Consider the following 16,818-nt stretch of genomic DNA (forward strand, 5'->3'; position numbering starts at 1 on the left):
ACTCCTGAAGAGATATTTCAGTAAATGGCATGCTTCAGAGTAAAATAACGTTACATTAACTTAAGACATCATTATGCAATGGAAGCCACATGCCACAGTCGCGGCAATTATCGAAGAAAACGGTAAATTTTTACTGGTAGAAGAAACGACGGATCGCGGAAGCCGATTCAACCAGCCAGCTGGACATCTTGAAGATAACGAAACTTTGCTGGAAGCAGTAATACGCGAAACCTTGGAAGAAACTGCTTATACCTTTCATCCAACCAGTTTACTGGGTGTCTACCACTGGAAACATGAGCACAATGACACAACTTACTTAAGGTTTGCATACATAGGCAGCGTGAGTAATCACCAACCAGCGCTTGGTCTAGATGACGGCATTATTCGCACAGTCTGGATGTCGGCTGAGGAAATTCGCAACAACGCCATGCTCATGCGTAGCCCACAAGTCATTACCTGCATTGAAGACTATCTGAGTGGACAGCATTTTCCACTCTCAGTCGTGACGCACTTATAATCCAAAATACCTGATGAATTTGAATCATGAATTTAAATAAAGCTCAAAAAAAGAAAATAGTGGTCGGCCTTTCCGGCGGCGTAGACTCCTCAGTGACAGCCCTACTGCTCAAGCAACAAGGTTATGAAGTGACAGGTCTTTTCATGAAAAACTGGGAAGATGACGATACTGACGAATACTGTTCAAGCAAGCAAGATTTAATCGATGCTGTTTCCGTCGCAGACAAAATAGGCATCGACATCGAAGCTGTTAACTTCAGTAAAGAATATAAAGACCGTGTATTTGCAAATTTTCTGAGCGAGTATCAAGCTGGTCGCACGCCTAACCCAGACATTCTCTGCAACGCTGAAATCAAATTCAAAGCGTTTTTAGATCATGCCATGAGCATGGGTGCAGATTTAATTGCCACTGGCCACTATGCACAAGTGCGTGAGAACCCACTAAAACCGGGTTTATTTCAACTTATGAAAGCAGATGATGGTAGCAAAGACCAAAGTTACTTTTTATACCGCTTAAATCAAGCCCAATTATCTAAAACATTATTCCCATTAGGCCAACACCTAAAACGCGAAGTACGTGAAATAGCACGTAATGCCGGGCTAATTAATGCAGAAAAAAAAGACTCTACTGGCATTTGCTTTATCGGCGAACGTCCATTTCAGGAGTTCCTAAGTAAATACCTGCCACGTGAGCCAGGTGATATAAAAACGCCAGAAGGCAAACTCGTCGGCCGCCACGAAGGCTTAATGTATTACACATTAGGGCAACGTCAGGGCTTAAAAATTGGGGGGAGTCGCGAGAGTAATGGCGAGCCTTGGTTTGTTGCAGCTAAAGACATGGAAAAGAACGAACTCATCGTCGTGCAGGGCCATGAACACCCATTACTACTTAATGATGGCCTAAAAGCAAGTCAACTTCACTGGATTAGTGATGAAAACCCAATCACTAACTGGGTTTATGCTGCAAAAACCCGTTACCGCCAGCCTGACGCGCCATGTGAAATTGATAGCATCAGCAGCAATGAAGTGGAAATTAAATTTGGACAAAAACAATGGGCAATCACCCCAGGCCAATCAGCTGTCGTTTATGAAAGCAATGTATGCCTTGGTGGCGGTATTATTACTGGTGCAATATAAAATAAGGAAGACATCATGGCATATGTACTTAAAAACCACTTAGGCCAAATTGTCGCATCCAGCGCTACTGAAAAGCTGAGTGACGAATGGGTAGAGATTGTTGCCACAGATAAAGCCTACATTGATTTCTTAGAAAAATCACTGGCTGAAAGTGATCCATTTCGTGAAAGTGACATACATTTAGCAAGGGTATTAGAGGACTTAATTTCGCTACTGATTGAGCGTAACGTGATACGCTTTACAGACCTGCCAGAGCATGCCCAAAAACGCCTGAATCAAAGGCAGTCTATGCGTAGCAAATCACACCTTGCTGGCATTCTTGATGATAGTAGCGAGCTCTTTTAACCGTTAACAAAACCTTAGTTTCACTAAAGTTTTGTTGCTCAATAAATACTGTGTATATTATCAGCAAATATCGAGTGGCATATCTGCTAAACAATACACAATTACTGTCATTAATTAGCCACTGGTAAAGTATCTTTAAATGACTGACGTTGTAGCAAAGTTAACTGCAAGCGCTCCAAGTTTGCATAGTCTTCCGCTAAATTAATCTCTTGGCTAAACCTGAGACCAAGATAACCCAAGGTACAACCTACTGCAATATCAGCCAAACTAAAGGTGTCATCCACACACCATTTATTTTGGCCTAAATCATTATTTAACACAGCTAGGCCACGCGTCACTTTATCCATTTGCTTTACAATAAACGCAGGATCCTGCATTTGCGCTGATTTTCTTTGTTCTAGCATTACCGCAACAGCTGCATCACAAACTCCATCAGCCAAGGCTTCCCATCTACGTACAGCAGACTTAGCACCATTATCTTTCGGAATTAAATGTGCTAACGGTGTCCGGTTATCTAAATATTCGGCAATCACACGAGAATCGTACAAACTGTCACCATCACTTAAAATCAACACGGGGACTTTACCTAAAGGGTTATAGTCTTTAACAGGACAGTCTGGTGCTGACAACACCACCTCTTGTAATTGGACCTCAATATGTTTTTCTGCCGCAACAATACGAACTTTGCGTGCATATGGACTATTTACTGTGTATAAAAGCTTCATAATATTTACTGATGACAATGTTGATGTTTATAGATTCTTTGTTAGCATTATAATTCAATCACAGGCCCTACTTACGATAACTTATGAAGCAAAATAACGAATACCACCCAATCGGGCTAAAAAACCTCAACGCACAAACTGATTTCAACTCAATGGTGCAGTCGCAAGTCAAAAGCGCACTGGCAGAAGACATCGGCAGCGGCGATCTTACTGCCTTATTAGTGCCCGCTAGACAAACAGCTAAGGCAAAAGTGATTGTACGTGAGCATGCTGTTATTTGCGGTATTGATTGGTTTAACGAATGCTTCAAACAAGTCGACGCTAATGTGAAAATTGATTGGCTTGTAACAGAAGGAGAACGGGTTCAACCTAATCAGACATTATGTAACATGACAGGCTTAGCTCGCTCACTATTAACTTCAGAACGATGCGCACTTAATTTCCTGCAAACACTATCTGCGACAGCGACCAAATCTGCTAAATATGTAGATGCTATTGCTGGCACATCTGCAAAAATTCTAGACACTAGAAAAACTATTCCTAATCTGCGATTAGCGCAAAAGTATGCAGTCACTGTCGGCGGAGGCCATAATCAGAGGCTTGCACTATATGACGGCATATTAATTAAAGAAAATCACATTGCGGCAGCTGGCAGTATAAGCAAGGTGATGCAACAAGCTTTTGCACTTAAATGTGATAAAAGCATACAAATTGAAGTCGAAAACTTACAACAACTACAAGAAGCACTGGAGGCCGGCGCTACCAGCATCCTTCTAGATAATTTCAACCTTGATCTACTCCATGAAGCCGTGAGATTGAACAACTCGGCTGTTAAAAAAGCGATACTGGAAGCATCAGGAGGTATTACGTTAAACAACGTTCTCGAGGTTGCCAAAACAGGGGTTGACCGCATATCAATTGGCGCAATCACCAAAGATATCAATGCGATTGATTTATCAATGCAAATCATACCCAATACTTAAAGCTCATCACAAAAAAGAAGTACATGCTAAGATACAAACGAGTTCCTTATATTGCATTTATGTTAAAAGGTCACTTCTAGTTTAAAAGGCAAAAAATGAGTAAAGCTGCAATATCAATCAAACCCACGGGTCGCCTAACGCTAGGTGATACGCTACGTATTTTGGTTAACGATGGCATACTAGATAAAGAGCAAGCTGAAAAACTATACAAAGACCGTAAACTAGATAGCTCCAACCTGCATCCACTGGTAGTGATTGGTGAACAAAAGTGGAAAAGCCTGAACACACCACACAACGCGATCACAGTAGAATGGCTTTCATCATGGCTTGCTACCCATGCTGGCTTAGATTACTACCATATTGATCCACTCAAGTTAGATTTTGGTTCTGCGGCCCAAATTGTTTCCAAAGGATATGCAGAGCGCCTAAAAATCATGCCAATCGCAGTGAAGGACGGCATGGCAATTATTGCCACTACTGAGCCTTTCAATACGGACTGGATCGAAGATCTAGAGCGCGTCCTTAAAATGAAAGTGAAGCTGGTATTTGCCAACCCGCTGGAAGTAAGCCGCTACCTACCAGAAATGTACAAGCTAGCCAGCTCAATGAACGCAGCCAATCTAGCAAAAGCAGGACAGATTGTTGGCGTACAGAACTTTGAGCAGCTAGTTGAACTGGGCAAAGATAAAAATCTAGATGCCAATGAACAGCACGTAGTCAACATCGTTGACTGGCTATTTAAATATGCCTTTGAGCAACGCGCCAGCGATATTCATTTAGAACCTAGACGTAATATGGGCATGATGCGTTTTCGAATCGACGGTGTGCTGCATCAAGTCTATCAACTGCCACCTAACATTATGAACGCCATTACTAGCCGAATTAAGCTACTAGGGCGTATGGATATGGTTGAAAAGCGCCGCCCACAGGATGGCCGCATCAAAACGCTCTCTGCTGAAGGCCAGGAAATCGAGTTGCGTTTATCCACCATGCCTACCGCGTTTGGTGAAAAGCTAGTCATGCGTATATTTTCACCAGATATATCTGGCAAAGACTTTCTCACACTTGGGTTTTCGAAAGACCAAGCAGAGAAGTGGAACTCATGGACCAAAGCACCAAACGGCATTATTCTAGTGACGGGTCCAACTGGCTCAGGAAAAACAACCACCCTTTACTCCACATTAAAACTACTTGCTACTTCAGAAGTCAACGTATGTACGGTCGAAGAGCCTATCGAAATGGTTGAACCTGCATTCAATCAAATGCAAGTGCAACAAAACATAGGTCTAGGCTTTGCTGATGGCATACGCACCCTCATGCGCCAAGACCCAGACATCATCATGGTTGGTGAAATTCGAGATCTTGAAACTGCAGACATGGCAATTCAAGCAGCATTAACAGGACACTTAGTCCTATCAACCTTACACACAAATGACTCTCCATCCGCGGTGACACGATTACTAGACTTGGGCGTACCATCTTACCTCATACACTCCACAGTGCTGGGGATCATGGCGCAACGACTAGTTCGGACACTTTGCCCAAGCTGCAAGACAAAAGAACCGATTGAACAAAGTAAATGGGATGCTCTCGTTGGCAGCTTCAATATTCCAAAACCTGCACACATTTATAAAGCCGTTGGTTGCCTAGAGTGTCGCAATACAGGATTTAGAGGACGTAGCGGTATTTATGAAATGCTTACGATTACTCCAGCACTAAGAAAACTCATCACACCAGAAACAAACTTAGCAAAACTGACTAAATTAGCGCAACAAGAAGGTATGCAACCATTAATAATCAATGGTGCAGAAAAGATAGCAGCAGGACTCACCACCATTGAAGAACTACTCAAGGTAGCGCCCCCGCTAGAACTTGAGTAAAAGCCTTGTTTTTATGATGGTTTTTTTAAAAATCACTTACAAAGTAAAATACAGCGACTTTAGTTAATTTAGTCAATTAAATATGCGCGCTTAACACTTTCTTCCTTGACCAAACACGCTCAAACCGTTATCGTGTAGGGTTACAAATAAATTATTAAAATCAAAAAGATTTATGGCAGAGACTACTCATCCGCATCAAATCACAGGCGCAGAAATTGTTATCCGTTGCCTAGAACAAGAGAATGTAAAGTTCGTGTTCGGCTACCCAGGTGGTGCCGTTCTGCACATTTACGACGCAATTTACAAGCAAGGTCACTTTAAACACATTCTCGTTCGCCACGAACAAGCTGCCGTGCATGCTGCAGATGCATTTTCACGCGCAACTGGTGAAGTAGGTGTTGCACTTGTCACATCGGGCCCGGGCGCAACTAATGCGATTACCGGCATTGCAACGGCCTACATGGACTCGATCCCTCTTGTTGTCATCAGCGGCCAGGTGCCAGTGCCAGCAATTGGTCTAGACGCATTCCAAGAGGTAGACATGGTGGGTGTTACGCGACCATGCGTTAAACACAACTTTTTGGTTAAAGATGTAAAAGACATTGCGACAACACTGAAAAAAGCATTCTATATTGCAAAAACTGGCAGACCAGGCCCTGTGGTTGTCGATATTCCGAAAGATATTACGGCACACTTAGCTGACTTTGTTTACCCTGAGTCAGTTGAAATGCGCTCATACAATCCAGTGACCAAAGGCCATAGCGGTCAAATCAAAAAGGCAGTTAAGTTACTGCTTGAGGCTAAACGCCCGATGGTATACACAGGTGGCGGCTTAGTATTGGGTGACGCATCAGAGTTATTAGTTAAACTTGTTAAAGCCCTAGGCGTACCTGTCACTAACACCTTAATGGGTTTAGGTGGCTACCCTAGCACTGATAAACAGTTCTTAGGCATGCTTGGTATGCACGGTACGTATGAAGCAAACATGGCGATGCAGGACTGTGATGTGCTATTAGCCGTAGGCGCTCGTTTTGACGACCGCGTAATCGGCAACACTGATCACTTCTACAGCAAAGATCGCACTATTATTCATGTGGATATCGACCCATCATCAATCTCTAAGCGCGTCAAAGTGCACGTGCCTATCGTAGGTGATGTTAAATCAGTCCTAGCCGAAATGAACGAACTCGTTGCACTTGAAAAGCCGACGCAATCACCAGCGTTAAAAGCATGGTGGACACAGATTGAAAGCTGGCGCGGTAAGCTTTGCCTAGACTACAACAATAGCAACGGCCTGATCAAACCACAATATGTGATTGAGAAGCTTTGGGAAGTCACTAAAGGTGACGCTTATGTCACATCTGACGTTGGGCAGCACCAAATGTGGGCAGCACAGTACTACAAATTTGACAAACCACGCCGCTGGATTAACTCTGGCGGCCTAGGTACGATGGGTGTCGGCTTACCCTACGCAATGGGCTGTCAATTTGCCGATCCAACTGCACAAGTAGCATGCGTGACAGGTGAAGGCAGTATTCAAATGAATATTCAAGAGCTTTCTACCTGTAAACAATACAGCCTACCAATTAAAGTGATTCTATTAAACAATCGCTACCTAGGCATGGTGCGCCAATGGCAAGAATTCTTTTATGAGAATCGCTACTCAGAGTCATACATGGACAGCTTGCCTGACTTTGTAAAACTTGCAGAGTCTTACGGCCATGTTGGTATGCAAATCACCAAACCAGAAGATGTTGAAGGCGCGCTAAAAGAAGCTTTTGACATGAAATCACGCTTTGTATTTATGGATTTCATTACAGACCAAAAAGAAAATGTATTCCCTATGATTCCTAACGGCAAAGGGTTATCTGAAATGATTCTGGCGGAGGACTTATAATGCGTCATATTGTTTCACTATTGATGGAAAATGAAGCAGGCGCATTATCTCGCGTCGCAGGACTTTTCTCAGCACGCGGCTACAACATCGAGTCTTTAACCGTGGCGCCAACTGAAGACCCAACATTATCACGCATGACAATTGTCACCTCTGGCTCTGACGACGTGATTGAACAAATCATTAAACAGCTTAACAAGCTGGTAGATGTAGTTAAAGTGCTTGATTTGAACGACGGTAAATTTATTGAACGTGAGCTGATGCTGGTTAAAGTAAAGGCGACAGGCGCGTTCCGTGAAGAAATGAAGCGTATGTGCGACATTTTCCGTGGTCGAATTATTGACGTAGCAGATGGCACATTCACCATTGAGCTAACTGGTTCTGGCCACAAGCTAGACGCGTTTATTGAAGGGTTAGACAACGCTGCGATTTTAGAGACCGTACGCACTGGCGCATCCGGTATCGGACGTGGTGATAGAATTTTAAAAGTATAGATTTTGCAACACGAACAACACTACCTACTAGACGCATATGATACAAAAATGTGCTGATAATCACTCAATTTAGATATTGTTCTAAATTTAAGTGCTTCTCAAAGGTAAGTGTTTCTAAGGTAAGTGTTTGATAGACAAATTGTAGTTTTCTTAAACAATGTAGTTGGTAGTATCAAAGCAACAGTGGCAACGAAAGTAACTCAGATGATTTTTCTCTGTGAGTGCAACGTTCTCTGTAGCAAATATTTTTAGAGGAAAAGAAATGAAAGTTTATTACGACAAAGACGCTGATCTTGGCCTAATCAAAGGCAAAAAAGTAACGATCGTTGGTTACGGTTCACAAGGTCACGCACATGCTGCAAACTTAAAAGATAGCGGCGCAAATGTTACTATCGGCCTACGTAAAGGCGGTAGCTCATGGGCTAAAGCAGTTGCAGCTGGCCACAACGTACTAGAAATCGCAGAAGCAACTAAGCAAGCTGACGTTGTTATGTTGTTATTGCCTGACGAAACAATGCCAGAAATTTTCCACGCAGAAGTTGCTGCAAACCTAAAACAAGGTGCTGCTTTAGCTTTCGCACATGGCTTCAATATTCACTACAACCAAATCACACCACGTGCTGACTTGGACGTCATCATGATCGCACCCAAAGGCCCAGGCCACACAGTACGTTCAGAGTACTTAAAAGGCGGCGGCGTACCTTCATTGATCGCTGTTTATCAAGACAAATCAGGTAAAGCAAAAGACATCGCACTTTCATACGCTGCTGCAAACGGCGGCACTAAAGGTGGCGTAATTGAAACTGACTTCCGTGAAGAAACAGAAACAGACTTGTTCGGCGAACAAGCTGTTCTATGTGGTGGCGCGGTTGAATTGGTTAAAGCGGGTTTCGAAACATTGGTTGAAGCAGGTTACGCACCAGAAATGGCGTATTTTGAGTGCTTGCACGAGTTAAAACTGATTGTAGATTTAATGTACGAAGGCGGTATCGCGAACATGAACTACTCAATCTCAAACAATGCTGAGTACGGCGAATACGTAACTGGTCCTAAAGTGATTAACGATGAATCACGTTACGCAATGCAAGAATGCTTAGCGAACATCCAAAATGGTGAATACGCTAAACGCTTCATCTTAGAAGGTCGCACTAACTACCCAGAAATGACAGCGCGTCGTCGCTTGAACGCAGCACACCCGATTGAACAAGTTGGTGGCCAACTACGTGCAATGATGCCTTGGATTGCTAAAAACAAACTAGTTGACCAATCTAAAAACTAGATTTAGCTTAGCTAGTTTTCATTTTAAAAAATTTAAACTAGCTTAAAATTAAAAGGGCAAAACGTTTAACGATTTGCCCTTTTTTATTAGCAGTGTATATAGCACTTTGATAGCCTGATACATTGCATTAAATATCATGCATATTATGTATTGAGTTTAAAAGAATAACGATTATTGGAATTATCGTGCAAACTAACATCACAGTACTCACGCAATATTTATTACCTAAACAAGTAATCACAATGATTGCAGGGAAACTTGCCCATCTAAAGGGAGGCAAGACAACCACTGCAGTTATTCGTTGGTTTGTTAAACGATATAACGTCAATATGAGCGAGGCGGCCAATCCAGACATTTCCTCATACAAAAGCTTTAATGAATTTTTTACTCGCCCGCTAAAACAGAATGCCAGACCGCTCGCTAATGCAGATTTTATTTGCCCTGTTGATGGTGCAATCAGCCAGCTTGGTGACATCGAGCAAGATCAGATCTTTCAAGCAAAAGGCCATTATTACACCACCGCAGCATTGGTAGGTGGCGATACAACGACTGCTCAGCAATACGAAAATGGGCTATTTGCATGCCTATACCTCAGCCCTAAAGACTACCATCGCATACATATGCCATGCGATGGCCGCTTACTAAAAATGACTTATGTACCAGGGGACTTATTCTCGGTTAACCCAACGACGGCACAGGGCGTACCTAACCTATTTGCAAGAAATGAGCGTGTCGTTTGCGAATTCTCTTCTGAACAACATGGAAGTTTTGTGATGGTGCTGGTTGGTGCAACTATTGTTGGTAGCATGGCAACCGTTTGGCACGATGCTAAGGATGGCATTATTAACCCACCTCGCTTGCCTAGTATTAAAACCTGGTCTTACACAGACAAAAACATTTGTCTAAAACAAGGTGAAGAAATGGGTAGATTTCTACTTGGCTCGACTGTCGTCATGCTATTCCAGAAAGACAGCATAAAGTTCAATGCATCATGGAAACCATCCCTGACAATCATGCTCGGTGAGCACATGGGTACAAAAGTGTAAGACGTGAGATAAACCAGGTTGCCTTGCACTTCAAGGCAGCTGAAGCAATATGAGAGTTGTTTAAAAAGGTTATTAATGAGCTGATGCAAGCAAACAAATAGTTAAACAATACGTTAAGGCACAGCTCTAGTGATGAACAAACCTTAACTATTCAATTATTCAGACCATCTCAGCGAACTACTAATTACATTAGTAGCACATCCATTACTTATGAGCACCTTTGTGGTACAAATTCGGCGCCAACTCATTCAATGCCGCCTCATAGACACCACGCTTAAACTCAATCACATCTTCTAAAGGCACCCAGTAGTCATTCCAGCGCCAAGCATCAAACTCTGGATGACTAGTTGCCCTTAGCGAAACATCACTGTCTCGCCCCATTAAGCGCAACAAATACCAAATTTGCTTTTGCCCACGATAGCTACCGCGCCACTCACGCTTAACCCAGCTAGTTGGCACTTCATAGCGCAACCAATCTTTAGTGCGCCCTAAAATCTTAACATGCTCAGGTTTTAGGCCAACCTCTTCCATCAGTTCGCGATACATTGCCTGCTCTGGACTCTCGCCAAAGTTAATACCACCTTGTGGGAACTGCCAAGCATGCTCACGGATACGCTTACCCCAAAATACCTGATTATTAGCATTACATAAAATAATGCCAACATTCGGGCGAAACCCGTCACGATCTAACATAGCATAAACTGCCTAAATAATACTGTTATAAAATATGATGCAATTTTTTCATATTTCCAGCATTATTGAAAGCAACCATTTGCTTGATACTGAATTAATATTAAATCTAATGAAAACTAAAATTAATAATTTTACAAAAATCGGCATTTTTATTGCCATGAGCAGCTTTAGCTTATCCATAAGCTCATGCTCAGCAGACACGAACACCCATCATCGCGCTTATATCACTAATCAAGGAGAGCACACGGTATCCGTTATCGACACAGGTACCAATAAGGTCATTCATACAATCAATGTGGGCAAAGCTCCTGTTGGGATTGCTGTCGCATCACGACTGAATAGAGCTTACGTTTCAAATGTTGAAAGCCAAGATATTTCCGTCATTGATACTCAAAACAACACCTTAGTTAACAGGATTAAAGTCAATGGTGCTCCAGTTGGCCTAGCAATATCCCCAGATGAAAAAACGCTATATGCTGCAGACTGGTTTAACAACCGTGTAATAGCGATTAGCACAAACTCTACACACACAGTACGCGAGCTAAGCATCGGCGACGCACCTGCTGGGCTTGTCGTCAGCCCCAATAATCGAACGCTATACATTACCAACAGAGATAGTAACGACATTGCGGTCATCGATACAGAGACTTTCACTATTAAACAACGGATAAAGGTCGGAAAACATCCTTTTGGTATTGCCTTAAGCAAAACAGGAAAGCTACTGGCTAGCGTCAACGTACAAGATGACACAATCAGCATCATCAATACAGAATCAAATGTCATAGAAAATATGAAAGTAGGCTACCACCCCTATTGCGCGGCATTTAGCGCTGACGAAAAAACGCTTTATGTCACCAATACGCAAGATGACAGCGTCACAGTACTCGATATTGCTAACAAAAATACACTCACCACGATTAATGTAGGCAGCACCCCTGAAGGCATCAGCATAGATGATACAAACCATCAAGCTTATATCGCTAACTGGGGTAGTAATAATGTAAGTGTCATCGATACAAAAACCAACCAGCTACTCACCACCATCAAAACTGGTGAAAAAAGCCGCGCATTTGGCCAATTTATTTTAAGCCCTACAATCGGAAATTAAAATTAGCTAGCAATCAATCGAACTCAATCACACATCAATGTCAACCAAGCCAAGTTCACATCGTTGAATAGATCACAAACCACCTTACAATTGCAGATTCGGGTTCTCATAAGTTCTGTTTCTACTTTATAATGTATTGTTGTTTTTGAACAATCCCTCTCATTACTGAGATTTTTGGAGAAAAGTGAATGAAAAAAATTCTAGCGTTAATCGCACTCAGCTTAACTACAAGCTTAGTTTCTGTATCAGCATCTGCACACGGTCCAACCCCAATCAAAGTTGACAAATCAATCACCATCAAAGCTGAGCCAGCTAAAGTTTGGGCATTGGTTAAAGATTTTGGCAATATGCAAAAATGGCACCCTGCTGTCACGAACACTAAGTTAGAGAAAAAAGGCGAAGACACATTCAGAACGCTAACACTCAAGGATGGCGGTACAATTCTTGAGAAATTACGTAGTGTAGATGAAGCAGACATGAAAATCCGCTATGAAATCGTTTCAAGTGGCTTGCCATTTACAGATTACAACGCATTCATTGTAGTTAAAAAAGGTGCAAACGCTGGTGAGTCAACTGTACAATGGGTAGGTCGCTTTTACCGCCTATACAAACTCAACCCACCTATCCCTGCTGGTCAAGATGATGAAACCGCAACAAACACTGTTAACGGAATTTACGATGCCGGTTTAGCAGGTCTAAAAAAAGCAGCTGAATCGTCAAAGTAGGTAACCGCGAAGGCTCTCAAAACAAAGCCTCTACAAATTGGTCACTAATGCAATGGCTACGTGACCTTTTTTGACAGTTTGAGCGGTAGAAAATACAAAAAATTGTCAGTCAACTAAAAAACGGAGCTTAAAGCTCCGTTTTTTTGCAAAAAAAATCTTTACGATACACCTATAAAATTTCACTTTTACCCATTAAAGTTGAAACATTTAAGCTAGTGACACCTACCCGCCACCACTGCGAACATCACACCCCCACTAAAATGGGATTCAATTTAAGCAATTGATTTAAATATACTTTTCATTTCGTTAAAATGGCTGATTATTGGTCACTCAATAGATAAAATTACCTCCATCGACTCATGCAAATGCTTATCAGTTATAAAGATAAAGTAATATTGAACGTACTAAGCACCGTGTTATATTGAGCAGGAAACACGTCCACCTAAAACTCTGGCACGGCTATTGCTTGTTTAAGCGCGAGCACCACTATTTAAGATTTAGTGTAAAACATATAAAACTTTTAACAAAGGAAACTAAAATGAAACAAGTACAAAAAGGCTTTACCTTGATTGAGTTGATGATTGTTGTTGCGATTATCGGTATTTTGGCTGCAGTTGCATTGCCGGCCTACCGTGATTACACACAACGTTCTGCTAATAGTGCATGTTTAGCAGAAGCTAAAGCGTACATGAATACCGCAGTTGCTGATGCTGCAGACAATCGAGACCCTGCAGCAGCTCCAACCGTTTCTTGCGCCACATCACCAACCATGACACAAGCCAACTATGCAGCCAATGCTTCACTAACTTACATTCCTAGAGTTCGTGGCAATTCAACACTCCTAAGAAACGTAACATGTATTTCAGGTAGCGGCTCTTGTACATTAGCACCTTAATAAGGTGAGCTTGACATTAGTCATGTATTTGACTAAATACTCCTAAAAAAAAGAGGCCTAATTTAGGTCTCTTTTTTTATAAGTCATCTTAAAACTCACAATCTCATAACTTACATGTGAATAGATTATTTCTTTAGTCTATTACTAATAAATCATTTACCATTTTCGCCACGATTTAGCCTAGTGGCATAGATAGTTTAAAGATTTTCAATTGTTGCATTGCAGGTAAACTGATAATCTAATTTTTTATAACCAATACTAAGTAATTGAATTCACCCGCGTACCACCTTTTAGTACCACAACATCAAATCCATTTTGAACTAATATAAAGGCAGTAGCAGAACTACGTCGACCAGTTTGACAATAGACTACGTAATCTTTTTTACGGTCTAGTTCCGACATTTTTTGACGAACCTCATTTAATGGTAAGTTAATTGCACCATCGATATGGTCATACTGATACTCAGACGGCAATCTTGCATCCAACCAGATTGCGCCCTGAGCAATTCTAGCGTCAGCAATATCTCTTCTCACCTGAGTTAACATTGGCTCTTTTAACAGCTCAACAAAATCATGTTTATTTAGCCTTAGTAGCTGGCCATCAGTTCTTGCAGTCACGGTAGCATTACGCTTATTATCAGAAACTAAAGCCTCCTCTCCAAACGCATCCCCAGCATGCAGTTCTGCAACTAACATAGAAGCCGCATTGATACCATCAGCTCTGCTGACTAGCAATGACCCATGCTCGACTAAGTAATAGTAATCACCCACTGCACCTTGCTGAATAATCACTTGGCCTGCAACAGTACTGATACGTTCCATCCGCTGAAACATCGCTTCTATATTAGCAACAGGCACTTTACTAAACACCCCAGATTGCAATTTTTCCACGCTAAACACGCTTATATCACGCATCCATTCAACCGGGGTTCTGTTGGGTTTTTTATCGCCTGATTTATGACGCAGATTTTTAAGGGCCTGTTCATCAGTAGACAATTGATCCCATGTCATCATGATATCTAACAGATCATTGTCTATTCTTAAAATTTCCACATCAGTCAGTGCGATGCTATCCACTAAGTTATCATCACAATTAATAGGATGTTTTGCCGCAGGGCCCTCTCCGCGCAATAGTACTTTGCCATTTTTAGCGAACTTTAACTCTAGCTCACCTTTGATTAAATAGACAGCCTGTTTTGCATGCGTTACATTCATGCGCAGGGGATTAACACCCTTGCTTACTTTTTCTACAAAACACAATTTAGCTAACTCCTGCTTACGTCCCTCGGAAAGCTTAGCAATAGGTTCAATCGTGTTTAATATGGTGAGTGCGGCTGTTGTCATGTTAAGCGTCAGTATCTAAATATAGTTAGGATGATATATCTTTTACACTAAGTGTCGTCATCTGGCATGACCATTTGTCAATCATGTTAGTTTTGATAGTGCTAGTAATTTTATTAATTAGATTACAACTCAAAAATCTGATATCGATTTAGCGCTGATATGGACAAACCAATCTCTACATCAGCTATTTCGCGCATGATGCATTCATCTTCGCCCGGCTTTAAGTGGGTAATATATACTTTAAGCTCGCTTGTAAAGTGAGCTTTATCTAATTTAGCTAATTCTTGCATAAGCATTGAAGGGCATAGGTGCTTAGATAAAATTGCTAGCTCCAACTCACTATTGCTAAACGCTGTTTCCACAATCAAATACTTAAGCTGGCTTATCTTATTTATTTCGTGCCAAAGCGCATCACAAATCGTCGTATCGCCAGTATAAACCAAACTGTGAAACGCGCCTTTGATATGATAGCCAACAGCAGGCACCACATGATGCACAGGCAATGCGGTAATTTCTCGTTGACCAAGCACCATTTTCTGCCCCAGCATTATTTCTTGATAGCGTAAAAAAGGCATATCAAGATTAGGTATGGCATTAAAATCTGGCCATATCTTCCAATTAAAGATATGTTCTTTAAGAATAGTCAGCGTTTCCCTAGTTGCATAGACGGTAATGGGTTCCGTACGAATCCCCATTACCGTGTCAATTAACAGAGGAATGAACGCAATATGATCCAAGTGCGAGTGTGTCACAAATATGTGGCTAATTTTCAGCAATTCCTCCATGGACAAATCACCCACACCGGAGCCGGCATCAATTAATACGTCTTGATCCAGCAACAGTGATGTTGTGCGGCAATCACCACCTATACCGCCACTACACCCTAGCACTTTGAGTTGTGTCATTTAGACATTCACCTTAATTAAACTATTATCATACTTACTCATCAATGAAAGCATATGCAGGCTGTTTTGAGTACAATGTCACGATAATCAACACAAATGCAAATGTCTACATCAATTATGACTTACCAGCAACCACTTGAACTAAGCCTTCATGCGTCAAACAACAGCAAAATCAATGCCAGCATTATCTGGCTTCATGGCCTTGGTGCAGATGGGTATGATTTTGAACCTCTTGCTCAGCTTCTTTTAAAAATCCCATTATTTAACCAGATACGATTTATATTGCCACATGCACCAGAAATGGCTGTCAGCAGAAACAATGGGTACGTGATGCCAGCTTGGTATGATATTTACGGCAACATTCCCATTACGCATGAAGATGAAGAAGGCATTAGAGCAAGTCAAGAGTACATTAACTCTTTGATTGAGAAAGAGATTAACAAAGGAATTTCATCTGAGCGAATATTACTTGCAGGGTTCTCACAGGGTGGTGCAATTGCGTTACATACGGCATTACGTTACCCACATAAATTAGCTGGCGTATTGGCACTTTCTACTTACTTACCCTTACATTCACTATTAAGTAGCGAGGCCAGCACAACCAACGCTAACACTCCAATTTTTATGGCACATGGTATTTTTGATGACATCATTTCATTGGAAATGGCAGCAAAATCGCGCGATTTACTACAAAACTGTCGATATTCTGTCAGTTGGCATGAGTACGACATGGCACACTCGCTTTGTGATCAAGAAATTATCGACATTCAAAGCTTTTTAAAACAAGTTTTGTCCTTAGATTTATCTTAAGATTTGGTAGAATAGCGAATTGATTAATCTTAGCCACTG

Annotated in this window: 17 protein-coding genes; 13 read left to right on the forward strand and 4 right to left on the reverse strand. The window is 41.7% G+C overall.

Features of this window, described 5'->3' with window-relative positions; all coding sequences use genetic code 11:
- Positions 1-73: 73 nt before the first annotated feature.
- The 3 genes from A391_RS0111260 to A391_RS0111270 are packed head-to-tail and all read left to right on the forward strand — an operon-like array spanning position 74 to position 1,998.
- Positions 74-517 (forward strand): NUDIX hydrolase, encoded by a 444-nt coding sequence (locus tag A391_RS0111260; RefSeq protein ID WP_019899418.1) that lies wholly within the window; start codon positions 74-76, stop codon positions 515-517.
- 26 nt (positions 518-543) lie between these two features.
- Positions 544-1,653 carry a tRNA 2-thiouridine(34) synthase MnmA gene (gene mnmA, locus A391_RS0111265; protein WP_019899420.1) on the forward strand — a complete coding sequence of 370 codons (1,110 nt, stop codon included), beginning with the start codon at positions 544-546 and terminating at the stop codon, positions 1,651-1,653.
- A gap of 15 nt (positions 1,654-1,668) precedes the next feature.
- Positions 1,669-1,998, forward strand: a complete 330-nt coding sequence (locus A391_RS0111270; RefSeq protein WP_019899421.1) for a hypothetical protein — start codon at positions 1,669-1,671, stop codon at positions 1,996-1,998.
- Between the two features lie 110 nt (positions 1,999-2,108).
- Here the strand turns inward: A391_RS0111270 and A391_RS0111275 are convergent, their stop codons facing one another.
- Entirely contained in the window at positions 2,109-2,723 is a 615-nt protein-coding gene (locus A391_RS0111275) for a glutathione S-transferase N-terminal domain-containing protein (protein WP_019899423.1), read from the reverse strand.
- 83 nt (positions 2,724-2,806) lie between these two features.
- Between A391_RS0111275 and nadC the strand changes: the two genes are divergently transcribed.
- From nadC to asd, 6 genes are all read left to right on the forward strand, one after another.
- Complete coding sequence (nadC, locus tag A391_RS0111280) at positions 2,807-3,706, forward strand: carboxylating nicotinate-nucleotide diphosphorylase (protein WP_019899424.1); 900 nt, start codon at positions 2,807-2,809, stop codon at positions 3,704-3,706.
- Positions 3,707-3,801: 95 nt separating this feature from the next.
- Positions 3,802-5,586, forward strand: a complete 1,785-nt coding sequence (locus A391_RS0111285; protein WP_019899425.1) for a GspE/PulE family protein — start codon at positions 3,802-3,804, stop codon at positions 5,584-5,586.
- Between the two features lie 172 nt (positions 5,587-5,758).
- The gene (locus A391_RS0111290) at positions 5,759-7,483 is read left to right on the forward strand and encodes an acetolactate synthase 3 catalytic subunit (protein ID WP_019899426.1); all 1,725 of its coding nucleotides are present in this window, start codon (positions 5,759-5,761) and stop codon (positions 7,481-7,483) included.
- Entirely contained in the window at positions 7,483-7,974 is a 492-nt protein-coding gene (ilvN, locus tag A391_RS0111295) for an acetolactate synthase small subunit (protein ID WP_019899427.1), read from the forward strand. Before A391_RS0111290 ends, ilvN begins: the two co-directional genes overlap by 1 nt.
- A 262-nt stretch (positions 7,975-8,236) precedes the next feature.
- Positions 8,237-9,253, forward strand: coding sequence for a ketol-acid reductoisomerase (ilvC, locus tag A391_RS0111300; protein ID WP_019899428.1), 1,017 nt, complete (start codon positions 8,237-8,239; stop codon positions 9,251-9,253).
- A gap of 242 nt (positions 9,254-9,495) precedes the next feature.
- The gene (gene asd, locus A391_RS0111305; protein ID WP_051089127.1) at positions 9,496-10,299 is read left to right on the forward strand and encodes an archaetidylserine decarboxylase; all 804 of its coding nucleotides are present in this window, start codon (positions 9,496-9,498) and stop codon (positions 10,297-10,299) included.
- 204 nt (positions 10,300-10,503) lie between these two features.
- On the opposite strand, the gene A391_RS0111310 is transcribed toward asd, so the two are convergent.
- Positions 10,504-10,992, reverse strand: coding sequence for an RNA pyrophosphohydrolase (locus A391_RS0111310; RefSeq protein WP_019899431.1), 489 nt, complete (start codon positions 10,990-10,992; stop codon positions 10,504-10,506).
- Positions 10,993-11,026: 34 nt separating this feature from the next.
- On the opposite strand from A391_RS0111310, the gene A391_RS0111315 reads away from it, so the two are divergent.
- The 3 genes from A391_RS0111315 (at position 11,027) to A391_RS14715 (ending at position 13,720) form a co-directional block, all read left to right on the forward strand.
- Positions 11,027-12,100, forward strand: a complete 1,074-nt coding sequence (locus A391_RS0111315) for a YncE family protein (protein WP_019899433.1) — start codon at positions 11,027-11,029, stop codon at positions 12,098-12,100.
- A gap of 188 nt (positions 12,101-12,288) precedes the next feature.
- Positions 12,289-12,825, forward strand: a complete 537-nt coding sequence (locus A391_RS0111320; RefSeq protein WP_019899434.1) for an SRPBCC family protein — start codon at positions 12,289-12,291, stop codon at positions 12,823-12,825.
- A 538-nt stretch (positions 12,826-13,363) separates the two neighbouring features.
- Entirely contained in the window at positions 13,364-13,720 is a 357-nt protein-coding gene (locus A391_RS14715) for a pilin (protein WP_019899435.1), read from the forward strand.
- A 258-nt stretch (positions 13,721-13,978) separates the two neighbouring features.
- On the opposite strand, the gene A391_RS0111330 is transcribed toward A391_RS14715, so the two are convergent.
- Together A391_RS0111330 and A391_RS0111335 are read right to left on the reverse strand one after the other, a co-directional pair.
- A complete protein-coding gene (locus tag A391_RS0111330) occupies positions 13,979-15,064 on the reverse strand; it encodes a cyclic nucleotide-binding domain-containing protein (RefSeq protein ID WP_019899436.1) in 1,086 nt (361 codons plus the stop codon).
- 122 nt (positions 15,065-15,186) lie between these two features.
- Positions 15,187-15,969: a 3',5'-cyclic-nucleotide phosphodiesterase gene (locus A391_RS0111335; protein ID WP_019899437.1), complete on the reverse strand. Its 783-nt coding sequence runs from the start codon at positions 15,967-15,969 to the stop codon at positions 15,187-15,189.
- Between the two features lie 96 nt (positions 15,970-16,065).
- Here A391_RS0111335 and A391_RS0111340 point away from each other — a divergent pair, with 96 nt between their 5' ends.
- On the forward strand, positions 16,066-16,779 hold the full coding sequence (locus A391_RS0111340) for an alpha/beta fold hydrolase (protein ID WP_019899438.1): 714 nt from the start codon (positions 16,066-16,068) through the stop codon (positions 16,777-16,779).
- The last annotated feature ends 39 nt before the right edge of the window (positions 16,780-16,818 follow it).

It is taken from the genome of Methylotenera mobilis 13, from assembly GCF_000384255.1.
In the GTDB taxonomy this organism is placed as follows: domain Bacteria; phylum Pseudomonadota; class Gammaproteobacteria; order Burkholderiales; family Methylophilaceae; genus Methylotenera; species Methylotenera mobilis_B.

Excerpts from the sequence above, each read along its gene's own strand:
- ilvN (WP_019899427.1), top strand. The coding sequence starts at position 7,483 with ATGCGTCATATTGTTTCACTATTGATGGAAAATGAAGCAGGCGCATTA.
- A391_RS0111290 (WP_019899426.1), top strand. The coding sequence starts at position 5,759 with ATGGCAGAGACTACTCATCCGCATCAAATCACAGGCGCAGAAATTGTT.
- A391_RS0111315 (WP_019899433.1), top strand. The coding sequence starts at position 11,027 with ATGATGCAATTTTTTCATATTTCCAGCATTATTGAAAGCAACCATTTG.
- A391_RS0111275 (WP_019899423.1), bottom strand. The coding sequence starts at position 2,723 with ATGAAGCTTTTATACACAGTAAATAGTCCATATGCACGCAAAGTTCGT.
- asd (WP_051089127.1), top strand. The coding sequence starts at position 9,496 with ATGATTGCAGGGAAACTTGCCCATCTAAAGGGAGGCAAGACAACCACT.
- mnmA (WP_019899420.1), top strand. The coding sequence starts at position 544 with ATGAATTTAAATAAAGCTCAAAAAAAGAAAATAGTGGTCGGCCTTTCC.
- A391_RS0111340 (WP_019899438.1), top strand. The coding sequence starts at position 16,066 with ATGCAAATGTCTACATCAATTATGACTTACCAGCAACCACTTGAACTA.
- A391_RS0111270 (WP_019899421.1), top strand. The coding sequence starts at position 1,669 with ATGGCATATGTACTTAAAAACCACTTAGGCCAAATTGTCGCATCCAGC.
- A391_RS0111320 (WP_019899434.1), top strand. The coding sequence starts at position 12,289 with ATGAAAAAAATTCTAGCGTTAATCGCACTCAGCTTAACTACAAGCTTA.
- A391_RS0111285 (WP_019899425.1), top strand. The coding sequence starts at position 3,802 with ATGAGTAAAGCTGCAATATCAATCAAACCCACGGGTCGCCTAACGCTA.
- A391_RS14715 (WP_019899435.1), top strand. The coding sequence starts at position 13,364 with ATGAAACAAGTACAAAAAGGCTTTACCTTGATTGAGTTGATGATTGTT.
- A391_RS0111335 (WP_019899437.1), bottom strand. The coding sequence starts at position 15,969 with ATGACACAACTCAAAGTGCTAGGGTGTAGTGGCGGTATAGGTGGTGAT.
- ilvC (WP_019899428.1), top strand. The coding sequence starts at position 8,237 with ATGAAAGTTTATTACGACAAAGACGCTGATCTTGGCCTAATCAAAGGC.
- A391_RS0111310 (WP_019899431.1), bottom strand. The coding sequence starts at position 10,992 with ATGTTAGATCGTGACGGGTTTCGCCCGAATGTTGGCATTATTTTATGT.
- A391_RS0111330 (WP_019899436.1), bottom strand. The coding sequence starts at position 15,064 with ATGACAACAGCCGCACTCACCATATTAAACACGATTGAACCTATTGCT.
- nadC (WP_019899424.1), top strand. The coding sequence starts at position 2,807 with ATGAAGCAAAATAACGAATACCACCCAATCGGGCTAAAAAACCTCAAC.
- A391_RS0111260 (WP_019899418.1), top strand. The coding sequence starts at position 74 with ATGCAATGGAAGCCACATGCCACAGTCGCGGCAATTATCGAAGAAAAC.